This is a genomic window from Streptomyces sp. NPDC005931 (genome assembly GCF_042871235.1).
Classification (GTDB): domain Bacteria; phylum Actinomycetota; class Actinomycetes; order Streptomycetales; family Streptomycetaceae; genus Streptomyces.
In genome coordinates, this window is sequence record NZ_JBIAIG010000005.1 from 60,678 (window position 1) to 80,516 (window position 19,839).

Here is a 19,839-nt window from a genome sequence, read left to right on the forward strand (position 1 = left end):
GTCCCGCGCGGCGGCACTACAGTGGGTCGGAACACTCCGCAGCACGGTGGACCACGGTGTACGCCAGCCAAGCAAGCAGCAGGGAGCGCATGACGTGCGGCCGGTAGGCAGCAAGTACCTGCTCGAGGAGCCGCTCGGACGCGGCGCCACGGGCACCGTCTGGCGAGCCCGCCAGCGGGAGACCGCGGGCGCCGAGGCGGCCGTGCCCGGACAGCCCGGCGAAACCGTCGCGATCAAGGTCCTCAAGGAGGAGCTCGCGAACGACGCCGACGTGGTGATGCGCTTCCTCAGGGAGCGCTCCGTCCTGCTCCGGCTGACCCACCCGAACATCGTCCGGGTCCGCGACCTGGTCGTCGAGGGCGATCTGCTGGCCCTGGTCATGGACCTCGTCGAGGGCCCCGACCTGCACCGCCACCTGCGCGAGAACGGCCCCTTCACCCCGGTGGCCGCCTCGCTGCTGACCGCGCAGATCGCCGACGCGCTCGCCGTCAGCCACACCGACGGCGTGGTGCACCGCGACCTGAAGCCGGCCAACGTCCTGCTGAAGCAGACCGGCGGCGAGCTGCACCCGATGCTGACCGACTTCGGCATCGCCCGGCTCGCCGACTCCCCGGGCCTGACCCGCACCCACGAGTTCGTCGGCACGCCCGCGTACGTCGCGCCCGAGTCCGCCGAGGGCCGCCCGCAGACCTCGGCCGTCGACATCTACGGCGCCGGCATCCTGCTGTACGAGCTGGTCACCGGCCGCCCGCCGTTCTCCGGCGGTTCCGCCCTGGAGGTGCTGCACCAGCACCTCAGCGCCGAACCGCGCCGCCCCTCCACGGTCCCCGACCCGCTGTGGACGGTCATCGAACGCTGCCTGCGCAAGAACCCGGACGAGCGGCCCAGCGCCGAGAACCTCGGCCGCGGCCTGCGCGTCGTCGCCGACGGCATCGGCGTGCACGCGAACTCCGCACAGATCGCCGCCGCCGAGAGCGTCGGCGCGCTCCTGGCGCCCGACCCGGCGCCCGCGCCGGTGCCCGGCGCGCCCGGTGACGCCGACCCGACGCAGGTGCTGCCGCACGGCGCGGGCGCCTACGACCCCAACGGCGCGACCAGTGTGCTGCCGCAGACCGGTGGTCCGGCCGGTGCCGCCGACCCCACCGCCGTCCTGCCGCACCGCGGCGTGGCCGATCCGACGGCCGTCATGCCGCCGGTGCCGCCCGGGCAGCAGGGCGGCCCGGGGCAGCCCGGCCCCGAGGAGCCGCACCCCTGGCAGAACCAGCTCCGCGCGGCACGCGACCGCAACGAGCAGACCCAGGTCCAGTACCTCGACCCGAGCCAGGACCCGCTGCGCCGCCGCCCCCAGCGGCAGGTCGCCCGTCCGCAGCAGCAGCCGCAGCGCCCGCAGCAGCCCCGTCGGCAGCCCCCGCCCGGCCCCGGCTACGGCCAGCCGCAGCAGCACCAGCCGCAGCCCTACGCGCCTCCGCATCCCCAGCGCCCGCAGCCGCAGCCGCAGCGCTACGCCCCGCCGCCGCAGCCCGAGCCCCGGCGCCCGGCCCGCGAGCCCCGGCAGCGCAGCGCCAACCCGATGCGGATCCCCGGGCTGGGCTGCCTCAAGGGGTGTCTGTTCACGATCGTCATCCTGTTCGTCGCCGGCTGGCTGATCTGGGAGCTGAGCCCGCTCCAGGAATGGATCGGCACGGGCAAGGGCTACTGGGAGCAGCTGACCGACTGGTTCGGCACGGCGACGGACTGGCTGGAGCAGTTGGGCGGGGGCTCCGGCGGCGGCTCGGGCACCGGCTGACGGCCGAGCTCCGGAAGCCGCCGGGTTTGCTGATTTGTCGACATCCAGCGGGTGATTTCCGTATCCGCTGTGAAGGCCGGCTCCCCGGACGCGTAGTTTTGGCGACAACACGCGTCGGTAGGAGCAGTCTTGGCACGGAAGATCGGCAGCCGGTACACCGCCCACCAGATCCTCGGTCGGGGCAGCGCCGGCACGGTGTGGCTGGGGGAGGGGCCCGAGGGCCCCGTGGCCATCAAGCTCCTGCGCGAGGACCTGTCGTCCGACCAGGAACTCGTCGGGCGCTTCGTGCAGGAGCGGACGGCGCTGCTCGGCCTGGAGCACCCGCACATCGTCTCCGTGCGCGACCTGGTGGTGGACGGCAACGACCTCGCGCTCGTCATGGACCTGGTCCGCGGCACGGACCTGCGGACCCGTCTGGACCGGGAGCGGCGGCTCGCGCCCGAGGCCGCGGTGGCGATCGTGGCCGACGTCGCGGACGCCCTGGCCGCCGCGCACGCGGCGGGGGTCGTGCACCGGGACGTCAAGCCGGAGAACGTGCTGCTGGACATGCAGGGCCCGCTCGGGCCGGGCGGCTCGCACCGGGCGCTGCTGACGGACTTCGGGGTGGCGAAGCTCATCGACACCCCGCGGCGGACCCGTGCCACGAAGATCATCGGGACGCCGGACTACCTGGCGCCGGAGATCGTGGAGGGCCTGCCGCCGCGCGCGTCGGTGGACATCTACGCGCTGGCCACCGTCCTGTACGAGCTGCTCGCCGGTTTCACGCCGTTCGGCGGTGGACACCCCGGCGCGGTCCTGCGCCGTCACGTCACGGAGACGGTGGTGCCGCTCCCCGGCATCCCGGACGAGCTGTGGCTGCTGCTCGTGCAGTGCCTGGCCAAGGCCCCGGCGTCGCGGCTGCGGGCCTCGGAGCTGGGGGCGCGGCTGCGGGAACTGCTGCCGATGCTGGCGGGCATGCCCCCGCTGGACGTCGACGAGCCGGACACCGAGCCGGTGGAGGAGGCGCGGGAGGACGCGGCGATCCCGGCCGCCGGGCAGCCGGTGCGGCGCCGCGGCGCGGTCCCGCTGGTGCCGGGCGCGAAGCCGGCCGACTCCAACCGCGACACGCACACCTCGATGCGGGTCCCGGGCCCCGACGAGCTGGCCGGCGGTGCCCGGGGCACCGCCCGCGCCCCCCGGGCGGCGGGCGCCCCCCGGCCCGGCTCCGCCCGCAACCGTGCCCTCGCCCGCCGGCGCCGCCTGACCCTGGCCGCGGCGGCGGTGGCCCTGGCCGCGGCCCTGGGCATCGGCGTCTGGCTGGCCGCCACGGACGACGAGACGTCCCCCACCCCCGACACCACCCACCACTCCGCCCCGGCCTCCCCCTGACGCCACGGTCACCGCCCCCACCGGCCCGCCCGCACGCACCCGGCGTGGCTCGCCCGGTGGAGCCGTTACGCTGGAGGCGTGGCAGTCGTCGATGTATCCGAAGAGCTCAAGTCCCTCTCCTCGACCATGGAGTCGATCGAGGCCGTTCTGGACCTCGACAGGATGAGGGCAGACATCGCCGTGCTCGAGGAGCAGGCGGCCGCGCCGTCCCTCTGGGACAACCCGGACGAGGCGCAGAAGATCACCAGCAAGCTCTCCCACCTCCAGGCCGAGGTCAGGAAGGCCGAGGGGCTGCGCGGCCGGATCGACGATCTCGCCGTGCTGTTCGAGATGGCCGAGGAGGAGGACGACCCGGACACCCGCGCGGAGGCCGAGTCCGAGCTCACCGCCGTCCGCAAGGCGCTGGACGAGATGGAGGTCCGTACCCTGCTCAGCGGCGAGTACGACTCCCGCGAGGCGCTCGTCAACATCCGCGCCGAGGCCGGCGGCGTCGACGCCGCCGACTTCGCCGAGAAGCTCCAGCGCATGTACCTGCGCTGGGCCGAGCAGCGCGGCTACAAGACCGAGCTGATCGAGACGTCGTACGCCGAAGAGGCCGGCATCAAGTCGACCACCTTCTCCGTGCAGGCGCCCTACGCCTACGGCACCCTCTCCGTCGAGCAGGGCACGCACCGCCTGGTGCGCATCTCGCCCTTCGACAACCAGGGACGCCGCCAGACCTCCTTCGCCGGCGTCGAGGTGCTCCCCGTCGTCGAGCAGTCCGACCACGTCGACATCGACGAGAGCGATCTGCGCATCGACGTCTACCGGTCCTCCGGCCCCGGCGGCCAGGGCGTGAACACCACCGACTCCGCGGTGCGCATCACGCACCTCCCCACCGGCATCGTGGTCTCCTGCCAGAACGAGCGCTCCCAGATCCAGAACAAGGCCACGGCGATGAACGTGCTGCAGGCCAAGCTGCTGGAGCGCCGCCGCCAGGAGGAGCAGGCCAAGATGGACGCGCTCAAGGGCGACGGCGGCAACTCCTGGGGCAACCAGATGCGGTCGTACGTGCTGCACCCCTACCAGATGGTCAAGGACCTGCGCACGGAGCACGAGGTGGGCAACCCCGAGGCCGTGTTCAACGGCGAGATCGACGGCTTCCTCGAGGCCGGGATTCGCTGGCGCAAGCAGCAGGAGAAGTAACCCCCCGCGCAGACAGCGCTTTGTCGACAAGGCAACTGCCGCCCCGGAGGCGGCAGTTGCCTTTTCCGTACCCGGTTGTCTGGGTTCTACATCACACTCACACCCTTCAACCGGCGGCAAAGCGCGCGTAGTTGGACATCGCGGAAGCAACGGCCTTGACGCTGCCTTGAAAAATGGGAAGGGTGAAGCGTGGCATGCGTATCTCTGGGGCGCATGTGAACCGGGGGCTCGTCACCGCAACTGCCTCCGTTGATCACGGCCCCGGGCGCCGCCTCACTGACGATGAGCTACTGGGGGTAGCAACCACATGACCAAGAAGACGCGGATCCGTGTCGCACGGATCGCGGCCGGCGCCGTGATCGCGGCCGGCGCCTCGCTCACCGCGGCCGGCGCGGCCTCCGCCCTGGACATCGGTGTGAATGCCGGGGTCAACGAGGACGGCGCCGACCTCGGCCTCGGCGTGGGCCTCGACGAAGAGGACGACCCGACGGACCCGCCGACCACGCCGGACGACCCGCCCACCACGCCGGACGACCCGCCGACCAGCATCCCCGAGGACCCGAGCTCCCCGCCGGTCACGGACGTGCCCACCGACCCCACGGAGGAGCCGACCGAGCCGGAGGAGCCCGCCGAGCCGGAGAAGCCGACCAGTGACCCGTCCGACCCGGGCGACGACAACGGCGAGGGCAACGGGAACGGCGGCGGCAACGGCGGTGGCGGCAACGCCGCCGACCCCGACGGTGGCGCCTCCACCCAGGAGCAGGGCTCCTCGGCCCTGACCGACACCGGCGAGGAGGCCCCGGCCACCTCCGCCCAGGGCAGCGGCGACGAGCTCGCCGAGACCGGTGCCGCCGAGACCACCTTCCTGGTGATCGGTGCCGCCACGATGATCGCCGGCGGTATCGGCTTCCGCGTGCTGCCGCGCCTCATGACCGGCCGGGGCGGCGCCGCCGCCTGACGGTGAGCGCCCGCGTACGGACCGCACGGTTCGTGATGTGAGGGATGCCACTCACGGCGAAGGGCCCGGAGCGCCATGGCGCTCCGGGCCCTCGCTGCGTCCGTGCGGTGTCCGGGCCGGCGGGTCAGGCCGTCTGGTGGGCGAGCAGGGCCACCGCCGCGACCAGCATCACGAGCAGCGCGATCAGCGTCGTCGGGTTCAGGCCCGCGAAGAAGTTCTCCTGCTGCATCCGCTCGCGGTTCGCACGGCACACCGGGCACCGGCCCTCGCTCACGGGCGCGGCGCAGTTCGCGCACACCAGCCGGTCGTACGTCATGCGCTCGCCCTCCTTGCACCGGTTCCCTCTGCAGAACGCCCGCGGCCCCGCGAACGTTCCCCCTCCACTGTGCCAGGTTCGGCGGAAATCGGCGCGGCCCCCCGTATCCTGCCCCCGGCGGCGGGGCCCGACGCGCCCGGAGCGGGGCGGCGGGCCGCTCGTACATCACTCACAATTCGCGCAAGTGCCGCGCAACCCCTGCCGGTGACTGCAGTCGCCCTTCCGCTTCGCGTATGGTCACGCACATCTACCCCCGGCGACCCGTGGTGCATCCGTGATCCGATTCGACAATGTCTCCAAGGTCTACCCCAAGCAGAACCGCCCCGCCCTCAGGGATGTCTCCCTGGAGGTCGAGAAGGGCGAGTTCGTCTTCCTCGTGGGGTCCTCCGGCTCCGGAAAGTCCACCTTCCTGCGGCTGATCCTCCGCGAGGAGCGGGCCAGCCACGGTCAGGTGCACGTCCTGGGCAAGGACCTCGCGCGCGTCTCCAACTGGAAGGTGCCGCAGATCCGGCGCCAGCTGGGGACGGTCTTCCAGGACTTCCGGCTGCTGCCGAACAAGACGGTCGCCGAGAACGTCGCCTTCGCGCAGGAGGTCATCGGCAAGTCGCGCGGCGAGATCCGCAAGTCCGTGCCGCAGGTGCTCGACCTCGTCGGGCTCGGCGGCAAGGAGGAGCGGATGCCGGGCGAGCTCTCCGGCGGCGAGCAGCAGCGCGTGGCCATCGCGCGGGCCTTCGTCAACCGGCCCAAGCTGCTCATCTGCGACGAACCCACCGGCAACCTCGACCCGCAGACCTCCGTCGGCATCATGAAGCTGCTCGACCGCATCAACCGGACGGGCACCACCGTGGTGATGGCGACGCACGACCAGAACATCGTGGACCAGATGCGCAAGCGCGTCATCGAGCTGGAGAAGGGCCGCCTCGTCCGCGACCAGGCACGCGGCGTCTACGGCTACCAGCACTGACGCTCCACGGAAAGGCATAACCAGACGCCATGCGCGCCCAGTTCGTCCTGTCGGAGATCGGCGTCGGTCTCCGCCGCAACCTGACGATGACCTTCGCCGTCGTTGTCTCCGTCGCCCTGTCGCTCGCCCTGTTCGGCGGGTCGCTCCTGATGAGCGACCAGGTCAGCACCATGAAGGGCTACTGGTACGACAAGGTCAACGTCTCCGTCTTCCTGTGCAACAAGAGCGACGCCGAGTCGGACCCCAACTGCGCCAAGGGCGCGGTGACCGCGGACCAGAAGAGCCAGATCAAGGCCGACCTGGAGAAGATGTCGGTCGTCGACACGGTCAGCTACGAGTCGCAGGACCAGGCGTACAAGCACTACAAGGAGCAGTTCGGCGACTCCCCGCTGGCCAGCTCCCTCACGCCGGACCAGATGCAGGAGTCGTACCGCATCAAGCTGAAGGACCCGGAGAAGTACCAGGTCATCGCGACCGCCTTCGACGGGCGCGACGGCGTGCAGTCCGTGCAGGACCAGAAGGGCATCCTGGACAACCTCTTCGGCCTGCTCTACGGCATGAACTGGGCCGCCCGCGCGGTGATGGCCCTGATGCTGGTCGTCGCCCTGATGCTGATCGTCAACACGGTGCGCGTGTCGGCGTTCAGCCGGCGGCGCGAGACCGGGATCATGCGCCTGGTCGGCGCCTCGGGCTTCTACATCCAGGCGCCGTTCATCATGGAGGCCGCGGTCGCCGGTCTCATCGGCGGCACCCTCGCGTGCGCGTTCCTGCTCGTCGGGCGGTACTTCATCATCGACCACGGTCTGGCCCTGTCCGAGAAGCTGAACCTGATCAACTTCATCGGCTGGGACGCCGTCCTGACGAAGCTGCCGCTCATCCTCGCGACAAGTGTGCTGATGCCGGCGTTGGCGGCGTTCTTCGCGTTGCGCAAGTACCTGAAGGTGTGACTCTTGCCAAGAGGGGCGTGCGGCCAAGGGACCGTGCGCCCCTTTGTGTTGTCCTAGACTCACCGGCATGTCAGGTCGTGACCTGTTCTGTCAGCCCCGTCGCTACCGCCGCGGGGCCGCCCTGACCTTGGTGTTCGCGAGTGTGCTCGTCGCCGGTGCCGCCACCGGCGGCCTTCCCGCGGACGACCGGAAGTCCGCGGCGAAGGGCGCCCGTTCGGCCGAGCCCGCCGGTCACCACGCGGACGTCGCCAGGGCGGCCGAGGAGGCCGTGACCGACGGAACCTCGCCCATGGAGGCCGCCCAGCGCGCCGTCAGCCGCAGCGGCGACCGGTGGGCCGCCGTCTACTCACCGGGCGAGTACGAGGAGTTCGAGGACTCCCTCGAGGGCCACTACACGGGCGTCGGGCTGTGGGCCCGCGAGCGCCGCGGCCGGATCGAGGTCACCAGGGTCGGCCGGGGCACGCCGGCCGCCCGGGCGGGCATCCGCGCGGGGGACCGGCTGCGCAGCGTCGACGGCGCGTCGGTGGACGGGCGCCCCGTGACCGAGGTCGTGTCCCTGTTGCGCGGCGACGGCGCCGACCGGGCGGCCGGCAGCACCGTCCGCCTCGGACTGGAGCGCGGCCCGCGCGCGTGGACCGAGACGCTGCGCCGGGCCAGGCTCTCCCAGGACCCGGTCACCGTCCGCGAGATCGCCCGCGGTGTCACCGTCGTCGCGGTGGACGCCTTCACCAAGGGCTCCGGTGAGGAGGTCCGCGCCGCCGTGCGCAGGGCCCCGGCCGACACCGGCATCGTCCTCGACCTGCGCGGCAACGCCGGCGGTCTGGTCACCGAGGCCGTCACCGCCGCCTCCGCCTTCCTCGACGGCGGTCTGGTCGCCACGTACGACGTCGAGGGCGAGCAGCGCGCCCTGCACGCCGAGCCCGGGGGCGACACCGCACGGCCCCTGGTCGCGCTCGTCGACGGGGGCACGATGAGCGCGGCCGAGTTGGTCACGGGCGCCCTCCAGGACCGCGGACGGGCCGTCGTCGTGGGCTCGCGCACCTTCGGCAAGGGCTCCGTGCAGATGCCGACCCAGCTGCCCGACGGATCCGTCGCCGAGCTCACCGTGGGCCACTACCGCACGCCCTCCGGGCGCGCCGTCGACGGCCGGGGCATCACCCCCGACCTCGAGGCCGACGAGGGGGCGCTGGAGCGTGCCGGGACGGTCCTGAGCGGACTGGGCCGGTAGCGCCGGGCCGCCCCCGGTCGATAATGCGCTTCCCGCCGACCCCCTCCGTAGTGCGAAAATGGGCGGCACTATGGCTAAGGAAAAAGGGCGCAAGCTGATCGCGCAGAACAAGAAGGCGCGGCACGACTACCTCATCATCGACACCTACGAGGCCGGCCTGGTCCTCACCGGGACCGAGGTGAAGTCGCTGCGGCAGGGCCGGGCGTCCCTGGTCGACGGCTTCGTCCAGCTCGACGGTCACGAGGCGTGGCTGCACAACGTGCACGTCCCGGAGTACAGCCAGGGCACCTGGACCAACCACAGCGCCCGGCGCAAGCGCAAGCTGCTGCTGCACCGCGCGGAGATCGACAAGCTGGAGTCCAAGTCCCAGGAGACGGGGCACACCATCGTGCCGCTCTCCCTCTACTTCAAGGACGGGCGCGCGAAGATCGAGATCGCGCTGGCCAAGGGCAAGAAGGAGTACGACAAGCGCCAGACGCTGCGCGAGAAGCAGGACCGGCGTGAGGCCGAGCGGGCGGTGTCGGCGGTCCGGCGCAAGCAGCGGGCCTGATCCGGAGCGACCCGGGAAACGGCCCGCGCGGCCGGGGAATGCGCCGGCGCCGGGTGATGTCGAACCCGGTACCACGGCGGGGTGACCGCCGGGAATACGGTGGCATCGTCGGGCGTTGGTCACGTACGATGGGCCCAGCACCCCACAGCGGGTGCGCACCTTGAGAAATCAACATGGGGATGATCGGTTTCGACAGCGGCTGTCGAAGCAGGGGAAGCGTGTCGAGGAAGCGGCCATGATCTCGTAAACCACAGGCCGAAAAAAATAATCGCCAATTCCAAGCGATCCATCTCCCAGGGCGAGCTCGCCCTCGCTGCCTGATCTTCAGGTAGCGAGCAGCGGCTCCCCCACTTAAGGGAGTGTCAGCCCGGGGGTGTTCCCGACCCGGATCCTGGCATCATCTAGGGGACTAAACCTCGATCCCGGTCACGGGGTGAAGAGGGAAACCACACAGTGACTGAGCCCGTCGGAGACTTGTCGGCGTGATCTCCGGGGCCGAGAAAAGCACAGCCGACTGCACACGGAGAAGCCCTGGTTCCGCACCGTTGGACGCGGGTTCGATTCCCGCCATCTCCACAAGCCCCATGTGGGCACAGGCCCCGTCGCCTCGAGCGACGGGGCCTGTGTCATGCGGCCACACGGCGGTGGGGTGCAGTGTGGGCGGCGGCCCCATATCGAGGGGTCGTTCGCGCTTCTACCTTCCGTTTCCATGCAGCAGACCAGAGCCGCACTGCGCCGCACCGTCCCGGTCGCCCTCCTGGGCGCTCTCCTCTCCGTCCTGCTCCTCCCGGCCCGCGCCTCCGCCGCCTCCCTCGAGGAGGTCACCGGCTTCGGGCCCCTCCGGCTCGGCGGGCACCCGGATGAGGACGCACGGCACCGGTAGCCGGCGCAGCAAGGGCAGCCGGGGGTCGTGGAGCTGCACGTCCGTCACCACCAGCGCGTCGGTCGACCCCGCCCCGGCGACCCGTGCGATCCCCTCCCCGTCCTCCGGCTGCGTGAGCAGCAGCACGTCGTGGCCGTGGGCGCGGGCCGCCGTGACGACCGAGACCGCGAACCGGGTCATCACCGTCAGGTCCACGCCGGTCCGCAGCGGAGCCGCCCTGGCCAGCACCCCGGGCCTCGGGCCGCCCCGGGCGGCCCGCCGGGCGGCGGGGGCCGGTAGCCACGTTCGAGGGCGGCCGCCCGGACGCGCCGCCGGGTCTCGTCGGAGATCGGCCGCTTGCCGCTCAGCGCGTACGAGACCGTACTGGGCGAGACTCCGGCGCGCCGGGCCACGTCAGTGATCCCCACCGTCGGTGGTCCCTCGCTGACACGGTCCGGGGAGTGCGGCCTCCGGGTGGTCGGGCCGGACGGGCCCTCACGGTGATCATGAGCATGTCGAAGCGGTTCGACGGGTGAAGGTAGGGGGAGGTGCCGCGGCGTCAATGGGGTGCGCCGGAATCGGTGGAGCGGTTCGACGCACCGGACACGACGAGCGAGACGACCAGCGCCGCGACGGCCGCCGCCACCGGGACGCCGTACCCGGCCGGCGCCGACACGTGCTCCACCGTCCAGCCGCCGGCCGCACTGCCGCAGGCGATTCCGCCCAGCAGGCCGGTCACCGCCAGCGTCATGCCCTCGTTCAGCCGGCCCTCGGGCGTGCTGCGCTGCACCAGCGTCATGGTGGTGACCATCGTCGGCGCGGTCGCCATCCCGGCGAGCAGCAGCGCGCCCGCCAGCAGCAGGAGCGAACCGGTCAGGGCGGCGGCGAGCAGCGGCAGGGTCATCAGCCCCGCCATCGCCGCCAGGCACCACGGCAGCAGGGACCGCGCGGACCCGGCCGGGCGTACCGCCCCGTACAGCAGCCCCGCCGCACAGGAACCGGCCGCCTGGAGCGCGAGCACCGCACCCGCCGCCGTGCGGTGGCCCTGTGCGTCCGCGAACGCGATCGTGACCACCTCCATCGCGCCGAAGACCGCGCCCGTGGCCAGGCAGACCACCAGCAGCGGGCGCATCCCGGGCGCGGTGAGGGGGGCGCGCCCGGACGGACGCCGCAGCACCGGCGGCTCGGTGGAGCGCTGGGCGGTGAACAGCAGCACGCCCGTCAGCAGCAGCACGGCGCCCACGAGCGTGCCCGCCTCCGGGAAGAGCGCCCCGCACAGCACGGCCGCGAGCACCGGTCCGAGCATGAAGCACAGCTCGTCGGCGGCCTGTTCGAAGGAGTTCGCCGTGTGCAGCGCCTTCGCGTCCCCGTCCAGCAGGTGGGCCCAGCGCGCCCGGGACATGCCGCCGGTGTTGGGGGTCGTGGCGGTGGCGGCGTAGGAGGCGAACAGGGTCCAGTCGGGGGCGCCGTGGCGCACGCACAGCAGCAGCGCCAGCGAGCCGAGCACGGCGATCGCCGTGGCGGGCAGGGCGACGCGGGCCTGCCCGTGGCGGTCGACCAGCCGGGCGATCCACGGGGCGACCACGGCGGTCGCCGCCAGGCCGGTCGCGGTGACGGCGCCGGCGAGGGCGTACGACCCCCGGGTCCCGGCGATCATCACGACCGCGCTCACGCTGAACATGCCCATCGGCAGCCGTGCGACGAGGTTCCCGGCCGTGAAGGCGCGGGTGCCGGGCAGCGCGAACAGGCGGCCGTACGGCCCCTCGGCGCGGGCACCGCCGCGGCGGCGCGGGCCGAAGTCGGCGGCGACGAGGGTGTCGGCGGTGACCGTGAGCAGGGGAGTGTCCCGGTGGGTGGGCTGAGGCATGCCGACACAGTCGCCCGACCTCCCGGCGCCGGTCCAACACCTTCCCCGTGCTCATTCACGCACCCGTGTTGTAAGTTCGCCGGATGCCCGCCCCCGCCCACCTCGACCCGCGTCTCCTGCGGGCCTTCGTCACCGTCGCCGAGGAACTGCACTTCACCCGCGCCGCGACCCGCCTCTACGTCGCCCAGCAGGCGCTCAGCCGGGACGTACGGCGGCTCGAGCGCGAACTGGGCAGCGAACTGTTCGTGCGCACCACCCGTCAGGTGACGCTCACCGCGGACGGAGGGCGGCTGCTGCCGTACGCGCGCCGGGTCCTCCAGGCGCAGGACGACCTGCTCGCCGCCGCGGGGCAGGCCGGACCGCTGCTGGTGGACCTCAACTCGCCGGGCCTCGCGACGCCGCGCCGGGTGCTGCACCGTGCCCGGGAGCTCGCCCCGGACCACGAACTGATGGCCCGTTACGAGAGCGGACTGACCTGGGCCGCGAGCGAGGTGCTCGCCGGGCGGCTGGACGCCTCGTTCGGCCGGTTCGCGGGGCTCGCGCCGGCGCTGCGGGCGGGACTGGAGCAGCAGCCCGTGCGGTACGAGCCGATGGCGGTCCTCCTGCCCGAGGGCCACCGGCTGGCCGCACTGGACGCGGTGCCGCTGGAGGCGCTGGCCGGGGAGACGGTGTACGCCGGGGACGGGAACCCGCGCACGCCCGAGTGGACCGATCTCGCCCGGCTGCTGTTCGCGGGGCGGGACATCGCCCTCGCGCCGCCCGCCCCGCTCGCCGTCGGGGACGAGGAGTTCCAGCGGATCATGGCGAGGACGCGCAACCCGATCCTCGCCGTGGTGGACTTCCCGGCCCTGCCCTCGACGGTGCTGCGGCCCCTCGTCGACCCCGTCCCGCTGTCGCCCGTGTCGTTGGTGTGGAGGAAGGGGATGGTTCACCCCGCTCTGGACCGACTCCGGCGGGCGGTGGCGGAGTTGGCCGCGGAGGAGGGGTGGCTGCGCAGGCCGCGGGACGGGTGGATTCCGGACAGCGATTCTGTCGTCATGGCGTCCGCGTGATGTCTCACGACTGCTACGAATGAGCGGGACGCGAACACGGAACCTCCGCGTGCGCTACATTCGACGCCCGAGCACAGTGTGATAAACGGGGCGCGGGGACTGGGTGGGGGCTCGGTCCGGCGGCGAGTGCTCGGTCGCGTGCGCACCCGTTTATTGGTCCGTGGGGGGAAGTGCGTACGCGTGGAAAAGTGGCGAGAAGACGCCCAACCGGAAGGGCCCGAGGTCGCATCGGCGACCGAGGAGCGCCAGGAGAACCCGAGGGTGAGCGACCGCGGGGCCGTAGGGACCGTCCCCGGGCGCGGTGGCTCCGGGCCCGACGATGACGTTGCAGGGACCGGTGTCGGGGGCGCGCTCGACGACCTCGAGGCCCGCTGGGCCCGTCTCGGCGTGTTCTCCAGCGGGGACGACAGGACCCAGGTGCTGCGCGGCGCCCCCCGCTTCGCGGACCGTCCCGACCTCACCGCCCGGAGCGCCACCGACCGGCGCGAGGCGCCGCAGGAGCCGGCCGACGCCGTGCCCGCGACGCGCCCGCTGAACGCTGCGCACACCACGAGCGTGTTGAACAAGGTGAGCACGGCGGACGACAGGAACAAGGCGGAGACGACGGACGCGGCGGCCCCCGCGCCCCGCGAGGGCGACCGGCGGGCCGCGGACCGGACGACGGCCCTGCGCATCGACCCACGCGACGCGGCACGCCCCTCCGGGGCTGTCGCCGAGGGGCGCCGGAGCACCGCCGGGCCGGCCGACGGCACCGGCGCGGAGGACGGCGCGTCGCGTGCGTCCGAGGCTGCCGCCCGCCGCGGGAGCGGCTCGGAGGCCGTCGGCAGGAGCGGTGCCCGGGACGGTGCCGCGCGTTCCTCCGGGAGCGCCGCCGGGGAACGTCCGGGCGGGGAGAAGGCCGCCGAGCGGACGACCGCCCTGCGCGTCGACGCCCTCCGCAGGACCGCCGAGCCCTCGGAGAAGACCGCCGCGCCCGCCGTGCCCGGGCCCCGCGGTGCCGACGCACCCACCGCCAAGGTGACCTGGCCCACCTCCCCCGCGGCCGGCCCGCGTCCCCCCGCGGAGACCGCCGTCATGCCCTCGGCCCCCGGATCCGCCGTCGCGCCGTCCGGCCCCGGTTCCGCCGTCGCGCCGTCCGGCGTCACGGCCTCCGGCCCCGGAACCGCCGCCGCCGCGGCCCCCGTGCGCGACCCCTGGCAGGAGGAGGACGGGCCCCTGGAGGCGAACCACGATCCGCACGAGGTCACGGTCCAGCTCGACGCCGTGCAGTTCGGCGACGGCGTGCTGCGGCCGGTCGGGCGACCCGGTGCGGGCGGTGAGAGCGCCGACGCGCCCGTGTTCGTCGACGAGTCCGGTCGCCGCAGCAGGCGCTTCCGCCGCATCGGCCTGACCGTCGCCCTCGCCTGCGCCGCGTACGCCGTCGTCATGGTCGTCACCCTGCTGTCCGGCAACTCCGACGCCCCCTGGCTGCCCGTCCCGGGTCAGCAGCAGCCCGCCGGGAAGGTCGACACCTCGACCGAGCCCGAGGAGCCGGCCGCGTCCGCCGGTTCCGGCGCCAGCCTGGAGCCGGGCACCGAGCCGACCGACGGCAGCTCCGGACTCCCGTCGCCCGGCGCCAGCCTGCCCGCCGCAGGGGCCACCGGCGCCCCGGACCGGCCGGGCCGCACCACGGACCCCACCCCCACTCCGACCGGCACCACCCAGAAGCCGGCCGCGGGTGACGACGACCCCACCCCGGCGGCACCGCCCCCCACCCCGGACGCGCCGCCCCCCGTCTCGACGCCGGCGCTGGAACCCGACCCCGAGCCGACCGAGCCCACCGGAGGCGGTGACGTCACCGGCGCCGATGTCGCCGGCGCCCCCGCCGATCCGCCCGCAGTCGCCGCAGAGAGCCCTGCCGCGCAGCCGGACCCGTCCGACACCCTCGCCGCACCCTCCACGGAGCACGTCCTCTGATGGCAATCCGCACCCGCCGTCCCGGGCCCGCGACCGGAGCCCGTGGCGGCCTCCGGCGTCGCCGCCTGCCCCTGCGCCTGCTGCTGCCGGTGCTCGTCCTCGCCGCCCTGATGGCGATGCTGATCCTGCGCGGCTTCGTGCACAGCGAGATCCTCGCCGATCACCGCGTCCAGCCCTCCACCACCGCCGACAAGGTGCCCGAGAAGATCCTCAAGGGCGGCCCGGTCATCGACACCCGGGGCGATCGCACCGAGACCCTGCGCGTGCCCGACCGCCGTCTCGTGCTCACCTTCGACGACGGCCCCGACCCGGAGTGGACCCCCCGGGTCCTGGACGTGCTGAAGAAGCACGACGCGCACGCCGTGTTCTTCGTCACCGGCACCATGGCCTCCCGCCACCCCGACCTCGTCGAACGCATCGTCGAGGAGGGCCACGAGATCGGCCTGCACACCTTCAACCACCCCGACCTCTCCCTCCAGTCCGACAAGCGCATCGACTGGGAGCTGTCGCAGACCCAGCTCGCCATCACGGGCGCCGCGGGCATCCGCACCTCCCTGTTCCGGCCGCCGTACTCCTCACAGGCCGGCGCGATGGACAACAACTCCTGGGAAGTGGCGCAGTACATCGGCGACCGCGGCTACATCACGGTCATCAACACCGCCGACAGCGAGGACTGGCGCCAGCCCGGCGTCGACGAGATCATCCGCCGCTCCACGCCCCGGGACGGCAAGGGCGGCGTCATCCTGATGCACGACTCCGGCGGCGACCGCCGGCAGACCGTGCAGGCGCTGGACCGGATGCTGCCCGACCTGAAGGACAAGGGCTACTCGTTCCACAACCTCACCGGGGCCCTCGACGCGCCCAGCGCGCACAGCCCGGTCAGCGGACCCGACCTGTGGAAGGGCAAGGCCTGGGTCTTCCTGGTCCAGGCCTCGGAGAAGATCACCGGCTTCCTGGTGGTGGGCCTCGCGATCGTCGGCTTCCTGGTCATCGCCCGCTTCGTGTCGATGCTCGTGCTGTCCGCCGTGCACGCCCGCAGGGTGCGCCGCCGCGGCTTCGCCTGGGGCCCGCCGGTCACCGAACCGGTGTCGGTGCTGGTCCCGGCGTACAACGAGGCCAAGTGCATCGAGAACACGGTCCGCTCCCTCATGGCGAGCGACCATCCGATCGAGGTCATCGTCATCGACGACGGCTCCAGCGACGGCACCGCACGGATCGTGGAGTCCCTGGGCCTGCCGAACGTCCGGGTGGTCCGCCAGCTCAACGCGGGCAAGCCGGCCGCGCTCAACCGCGGTGTGGCCAACGCCCGTTACGACATCATCGTGATGATGGACGGCGACACCGTCTTCGAGCCGACCACCGTCCGCGAGCTCGTGCAGCCCTTCGGCGACCCGCGCGTCGGTGCGGTCGCGGGCAACGCCAAGGTCGGCAACAAGGACAAGCTGATCGGCTCCTGGCAGCACATCGAGTACGTGATGGGCTTCAACCTCGACCGCCGCATGTACGACATCCTCCAGTGCATGCCCACCATCCCGGGCGCCGTCGGGGCCTTCCGCCGCTCGGCGCTGGAGCGGGTCGGCGGCATGAGCGACGACACGCTCGCCGAGGACACCGACATCACCATGGCCATCCACCGCGACGGCTGGCGGGTGGTCTACGCGGAGAACGCCCGCGCGTGGACCGAGGCCCCGGAGTCCGTGCAGCAGCTGTGGTCCCAGCGCTACCGCTGGTCCTACGGCACCATGCAGGCCATCTGGAAGCACCGCCGCGCCCTGGTGGAGCGGGGCCCCTCGGGCCGCTTCGGCCGGGTCGGGCTGCCCCTGGTGTCGCTCTTCATGGTCCTGGCCCCGCTGCTGGCCCCGCTGATCGATGTGTTCCTGGTCTACGGCCTGATCTTCGGCCCGACCGGCATGACGATCGTGGCCTGGTTCGGCGTCCTCGCCATCCAGGCGGCCTGCGCGGCCTACGCCTTCGTCCTCGACCGCGAGAAACTGACCCCCCTGCTCTCGCTGCCGCTCCAGCAGATCCTGTACCGGCAGCTCATGTACGTGGTGCTGCTCCAGTCCTGGATCACGGCGCTCACCGGCGGCCGGCTGCGCTGGCAGAAGCTGCGGCGCAAGGGCGGCGTCTCGGCCCCGCCGGGTGCCTCGGCGCAGCCGCCCCAGCCGGTGGGGTGAGCCCCGCCCGGACCTCCCGCGGGCCGGCCGCTCCCGGATCGGGGCGCCCTGCCCGCGGCACCCTCCGACGGACCGGACGATCCGCTCGACGGGATCCGGCTCGCCCTCCGCCCGACCAGGGGCAGGGCTCGGAGCGGGACGGCCGGGCGGTGCGGGCCGGTGGCACCGGCGAAGTCTCCACCTGGCGTGGCAGCCGGCACCACGGCTGCGGACGGACGGCTTGTCGACGACCTGTCCGCCGGCCGGCTTCTCGTCGGGAGTGTCCGCCGGGCAGGCGATGATCGTCGGTGGCAGGGTGCGGTCGCCGTCCCCGGCCCGGTTCACACCCAGTCGCCCGGCCGGTTCCTGGCCGGCGGACCGACCGGGACCGACCCACCCCACGGACAGCCCCGCCCCCGCTTTGGGAAACCCGCCAGCCACACCTGCACCAAGCATCGGCGTTTCGGCCAACCCCCGTCCCGCGGGAAGCCAGGCAGCACCGCTGCCGCAGGGTCGGCGCCCCCGAATACCGGGCTTCGGCAGCGACCGGAATCGAGCGTGTTCGATTCGCTCCCCACCTCGTTGAGCCGGGCACCGCCGGACCATCCAGGCACGGCGCCAACCCCCAAGGAGGGATGCAGGTGCCCCTGACCGACGCCTCTGCCGAAAGCTCCGGAACACCTCCTCCACCGCCCCCGGCCACCATCGTCTACGAGGGGAAGTTCGGGAAGAATCCGCTGGAAGAAGCCGACTTCCGCAAGATGTGCGCCCGTCTTCCCTCGGTGCTCGGCGACACCACACGGATGGCGTGGGACGTCGACCGGCGCGGGGTCGTGCTGCTCTTCGCCTGCCAGGTCCTCACCGGGACCGCGGCCGCCGTCGTCCTCGGATGCACCGCGACGGCCATGACCCACCTCCTCGGCGCCGGCACGGTGGCCGAACGCCTGCACGCCGCCCTCCCCGCCCTCTCGGTGGTCACGGCCGCGGCGGCCATCGGCCGGATCAGCAGCGCCCTCGCCTCCTACGCCGACGGCCGGATCACGCCCCGCCTGGTCACCGAGGCCGACGTCGCCCTGGTCTCCGCGGTCTGCCACGTGGAAGCGGCCGCGTACGGCACGGACGGCTTCGCCGACCGGCAGGAGGCCGCCGAGGTCGGCGTCACCCGCACCACCCTGATGGTCAGGGACGCCCAGCGGTTCATGTCCGCGCTGATCCGCATGATCGCCGCCGCCGGTGTGATCACCGCACTGCACTGGATGCTGCTCCCGCTGCTGTTCCTGGCCGTGCTCCCCGCCGGTGCCGGGGCCGTGCTGTCCGCCCGCATCGACTACGAGACCCACTACGCCAACGTCGGCGACCGCAACGTGCGCGGCATGATGCGCTGGTGGGCCACCTACTCCCGGCACGGCGACGAGGTCCGCGCCAACGGCATGACCGGCTACCTCACCTACTGGTACCGCGCCCTGTCCGAACGCATCGACCGGCGCACCCTGACCGCGGCACCGCGCATGCTCCGCGTCGTCCTGACGACCTCCGCCGTGGGCGGTCTGTTCCTCCTGCTCACCTGGGCGGCCCTCGCCTGGCTCGCCTCCACCGGCCGGGTCGGCCTGCCGGTCGCCGCCACCGCCGTGGTCGGCGTCCAGACCGCGCTCGCCGCCCTGTCGCAGGTCGTCCTCCACGGCGCCGCCCTGTTCCACACCTCCCTCTACCTCGCCGACATGCGGTCCTTCCTCGACACCGCGGCGGAACAGGCCCCGGACCGGGGAGACCTGACCATCCCGGAGCAGGTGGACGAGATCCGTCTCGACGAGGTCGCCTACCAGTACCCCGGCAAGGAGGAGCCCGCCGTGGCCGGCGTCTCCCTCACCCTGCGCCGCGGCGAGATCCTGGCCGTCGTCGGCGAGAACGGCTCCGGCAAGTCCACCCTCACCAAGCTCATCACCGGCATCCTGCTCGCCGACAAGGGCCGCGTCCTGTGGGACGGCACCGACCTCGCCGACGCCGACCCCGAGTCGGTGTGGAAGCGCACCGCACTGGTCCCGCAGAACTTCGCCTGCTGGCCCCTGCGCGCCCGGGAGAACATCACCCTCGGCCAGCCCCGCACCTTCGACGACGGCCCCGTGTGGGGCGCCGTCGACGCCGTCGGCATGCGCGAGGCCATCGAGAAACTGCCCCGGCAGCTCGACACCCTCTTGGCACGCGAGCTGTTCGGCGGCGCCGAGCTGTCCGGCGGCCAGTGGCAGCGCCTGGCCTGCGCCCGCGCCCTCTACCGGCGCACACCCCTGTTGATCCTGGACGAGCCGACCTCGCAGATGGACCCCCGCGGCGAGCACCAGATCTTCCTGGAGATCAGACGGATCGCCGCGGAGCGGGTGACCATCGTCGTCACCCACCAGTTGGAGAACACCCGTCTCGCCGACCGGATCGTGGTCATGCGGCACGGCCGGATCACCGAACAGGGCCGGTACGACGACCTCGTCGACGCCGGCGGTCTCTTCGCGGAGCTCGTGGCTCTGGCCAAGGACCGCTGAGGACCGCCGACCGCCGGGCGCCCCCGGGGCCCCCGCGGCCGGACTGCCCCGGCAGCCCCGGCAGCGCCGACACCTCACGGGACGCCCCACGGCCGTGCCGGACACCTCTCACC

Annotated in this window: 16 protein-coding genes and 1 other RNA gene; 13 read left to right on the top strand and 4 right to left on the bottom strand. The window is 73.0% G+C overall.

Translation table 11 applies throughout. The features are described from left to right. Window positions 1-94 precede the first annotated feature (94 nt). From ACFYOV_RS14455 to ACFYOV_RS14470, 4 genes are all read left to right on the top strand, one after another. A complete protein-coding gene (locus tag ACFYOV_RS14455; protein WP_389087207.1) occupies window positions 95-1,786 on the top strand; it encodes a serine/threonine-protein kinase in 1,692 nt (563 codons plus the stop codon). 129 nt (window positions 1,787-1,915) lie between these two features. Continuing rightward, window positions 1,916-3,154: a serine/threonine-protein kinase gene (locus tag ACFYOV_RS14460; protein ID WP_389087211.1), complete on the top strand. Its 1,239-nt coding sequence runs from the start codon at window positions 1,916-1,918 to the stop codon at window positions 3,152-3,154. Between the two features lie 78 nt (window positions 3,155-3,232). Then, window positions 3,233-4,339 (top strand): peptide chain release factor 2, encoded by a 1,107-nt coding sequence (gene prfB / locus ACFYOV_RS14465; protein ID WP_389087213.1) that lies wholly within the window; start codon window positions 3,233-3,235, stop codon window positions 4,337-4,339. 307 nt (window positions 4,340-4,646) lie between these two features. Then, window positions 4,647-5,297, top strand: a complete 651-nt coding sequence (locus ACFYOV_RS14470) for a hypothetical protein (RefSeq protein ID WP_389087216.1) — start codon at window positions 4,647-4,649, stop codon at window positions 5,295-5,297. 124 nt (window positions 5,298-5,421) lie between these two features. Here the strand turns inward: ACFYOV_RS14470 and ACFYOV_RS14475 are convergent, their stop codons facing one another. Beyond that, complete coding sequence (locus ACFYOV_RS14475) at window positions 5,422-5,613, bottom strand: hypothetical protein (RefSeq protein WP_389087218.1); 192 nt, start codon at window positions 5,611-5,613, stop codon at window positions 5,422-5,424. A 274-nt stretch (window positions 5,614-5,887) separates the two neighbouring features. On the opposite strand from ACFYOV_RS14475, the gene ftsE reads away from it, so the two are divergent. The 5 genes from ftsE (at window position 5,888) to ssrA (ending at window position 9,881) form a co-directional block, all read left to right on the top strand. Continuing rightward, a complete protein-coding gene (gene ftsE / locus ACFYOV_RS14480; protein ID WP_389087221.1) occupies window positions 5,888-6,577 on the top strand; it encodes a cell division ATP-binding protein FtsE in 690 nt (229 codons plus the stop codon). A 29-nt stretch (window positions 6,578-6,606) separates the two neighbouring features. Further along, the gene (gene ftsX, locus ACFYOV_RS14485; protein ID WP_389087223.1) at window positions 6,607-7,524 is read left to right on the top strand and encodes a permease-like cell division protein FtsX; all 918 of its coding nucleotides are present in this window, start codon (window positions 6,607-6,609) and stop codon (window positions 7,522-7,524) included. A gap of 67 nt (window positions 7,525-7,591) precedes the next feature. Next, window positions 7,592-8,752 (top strand): S41 family peptidase, encoded by a 1,161-nt coding sequence (locus tag ACFYOV_RS14490; RefSeq protein ID WP_389087226.1) that lies wholly within the window; start codon window positions 7,592-7,594, stop codon window positions 8,750-8,752. A 70-nt stretch (window positions 8,753-8,822) separates the two neighbouring features. Continuing rightward, window positions 8,823-9,302 carry an SsrA-binding protein SmpB gene (gene smpB, locus ACFYOV_RS14495; protein ID WP_389087228.1) on the top strand — a complete coding sequence of 160 codons (480 nt, stop codon included), beginning with the start codon at window positions 8,823-8,825 and terminating at the stop codon, window positions 9,300-9,302. 175 nt (window positions 9,303-9,477) lie between these two features. After that, window positions 9,478-9,881: a transfer-messenger RNA gene (gene ssrA, locus ACFYOV_RS14500) on the top strand. A gap of 115 nt (window positions 9,882-9,996) precedes the next feature. Here the strand turns inward: ssrA and ACFYOV_RS14505 are convergent. The 3 genes from ACFYOV_RS14505 to ACFYOV_RS14515 form a co-directional block, all read right to left on the bottom strand. Continuing rightward, the gene (locus ACFYOV_RS14505; RefSeq protein WP_389087231.1) at window positions 9,997-10,380 is read right to left on the bottom strand and encodes a hypothetical protein; all 384 of its coding nucleotides are present in this window, start codon (window positions 10,378-10,380) and stop codon (window positions 9,997-9,999) included. Continuing rightward, window positions 10,371-10,592, bottom strand: a complete 222-nt coding sequence (locus tag ACFYOV_RS14510; protein ID WP_389087232.1) for a LacI family DNA-binding transcriptional regulator — start codon at window positions 10,590-10,592, stop codon at window positions 10,371-10,373. Before ACFYOV_RS14510 ends, ACFYOV_RS14505 begins: the two co-directional genes overlap by 10 nt. 131 nt (window positions 10,593-10,723) lie before the next feature. Further along, the gene (locus ACFYOV_RS14515) at window positions 10,724-12,031 is read right to left on the bottom strand and encodes an MFS transporter (RefSeq protein WP_389087235.1); all 1,308 of its coding nucleotides are present in this window, start codon (window positions 12,029-12,031) and stop codon (window positions 10,724-10,726) included. Window positions 12,032-12,114: 83 nt separating this feature from the next. Here ACFYOV_RS14515 and ACFYOV_RS14520 point away from each other — a divergent pair, with 83 nt between their 5' ends. From ACFYOV_RS14520 to ACFYOV_RS14535, 4 genes are all read left to right on the top strand, one after another. Next, entirely contained in the window at window positions 12,115-13,083 is a 969-nt protein-coding gene (locus ACFYOV_RS14520; protein ID WP_389087237.1) for a LysR family transcriptional regulator, read from the top strand. A 261-nt stretch (window positions 13,084-13,344) separates the two neighbouring features. Continuing rightward, entirely contained in the window at window positions 13,345-15,039 is a 1,695-nt protein-coding gene (locus ACFYOV_RS14525) for a hypothetical protein (protein WP_389087240.1), read from the top strand. Then, window positions 15,039-17,216 carry a polysaccharide deacetylase family protein gene (locus ACFYOV_RS14530; protein WP_389087242.1) on the top strand — a complete coding sequence of 726 codons (2,178 nt, stop codon included), beginning with the start codon at window positions 15,039-15,041 and terminating at the stop codon, window positions 17,214-17,216. Before ACFYOV_RS14525 ends, ACFYOV_RS14530 begins: the two co-directional genes overlap by 1 nt. Window positions 17,217-17,830: 614 nt before the next feature. After that, on the top strand, window positions 17,831-19,726 hold the full coding sequence (locus ACFYOV_RS14535) for an ABC transporter ATP-binding protein (RefSeq protein WP_389087245.1): 1,896 nt from the start codon (window positions 17,831-17,833) through the stop codon (window positions 19,724-19,726). Window positions 19,727-19,839: the final 113 nt, after the last annotated feature.

Excerpts from the sequence above, each read along its gene's own strand:
- ACFYOV_RS14470 (WP_389087216.1), top strand. The coding sequence starts at position 4,647 with ATGACCAAGAAGACGCGGATCCGTGTCGCACGGATCGCGGCCGGCGCC.
- ACFYOV_RS14475 (WP_389087218.1), bottom strand. The coding sequence starts at position 5,613 with ATGACGTACGACCGGCTGGTGTGCGCGAACTGCGCCGCGCCCGTGAGC.
- ftsX (WP_389087223.1), top strand. The coding sequence starts at position 6,607 with ATGCGCGCCCAGTTCGTCCTGTCGGAGATCGGCGTCGGTCTCCGCCGC.
- ACFYOV_RS14490 (WP_389087226.1), top strand. The coding sequence starts at position 7,592 with ATGTCAGGTCGTGACCTGTTCTGTCAGCCCCGTCGCTACCGCCGCGGG.
- smpB (WP_389087228.1), top strand. The coding sequence starts at position 8,823 with ATGGCTAAGGAAAAAGGGCGCAAGCTGATCGCGCAGAACAAGAAGGCG.
- ACFYOV_RS14515 (WP_389087235.1), bottom strand. The coding sequence starts at position 12,031 with ATGCCTCAGCCCACCCACCGGGACACTCCCCTGCTCACGGTCACCGCC.
- ACFYOV_RS14520 (WP_389087237.1), top strand. The coding sequence starts at position 12,115 with ATGCCCGCCCCCGCCCACCTCGACCCGCGTCTCCTGCGGGCCTTCGTC.
- ACFYOV_RS14530 (WP_389087242.1), top strand. The coding sequence starts at position 15,039 with ATGGCAATCCGCACCCGCCGTCCCGGGCCCGCGACCGGAGCCCGTGGC.
- ACFYOV_RS14535 (WP_389087245.1), top strand. The coding sequence starts at position 17,831 with ATGCAGGTGCCCCTGACCGACGCCTCTGCCGAAAGCTCCGGAACACCT.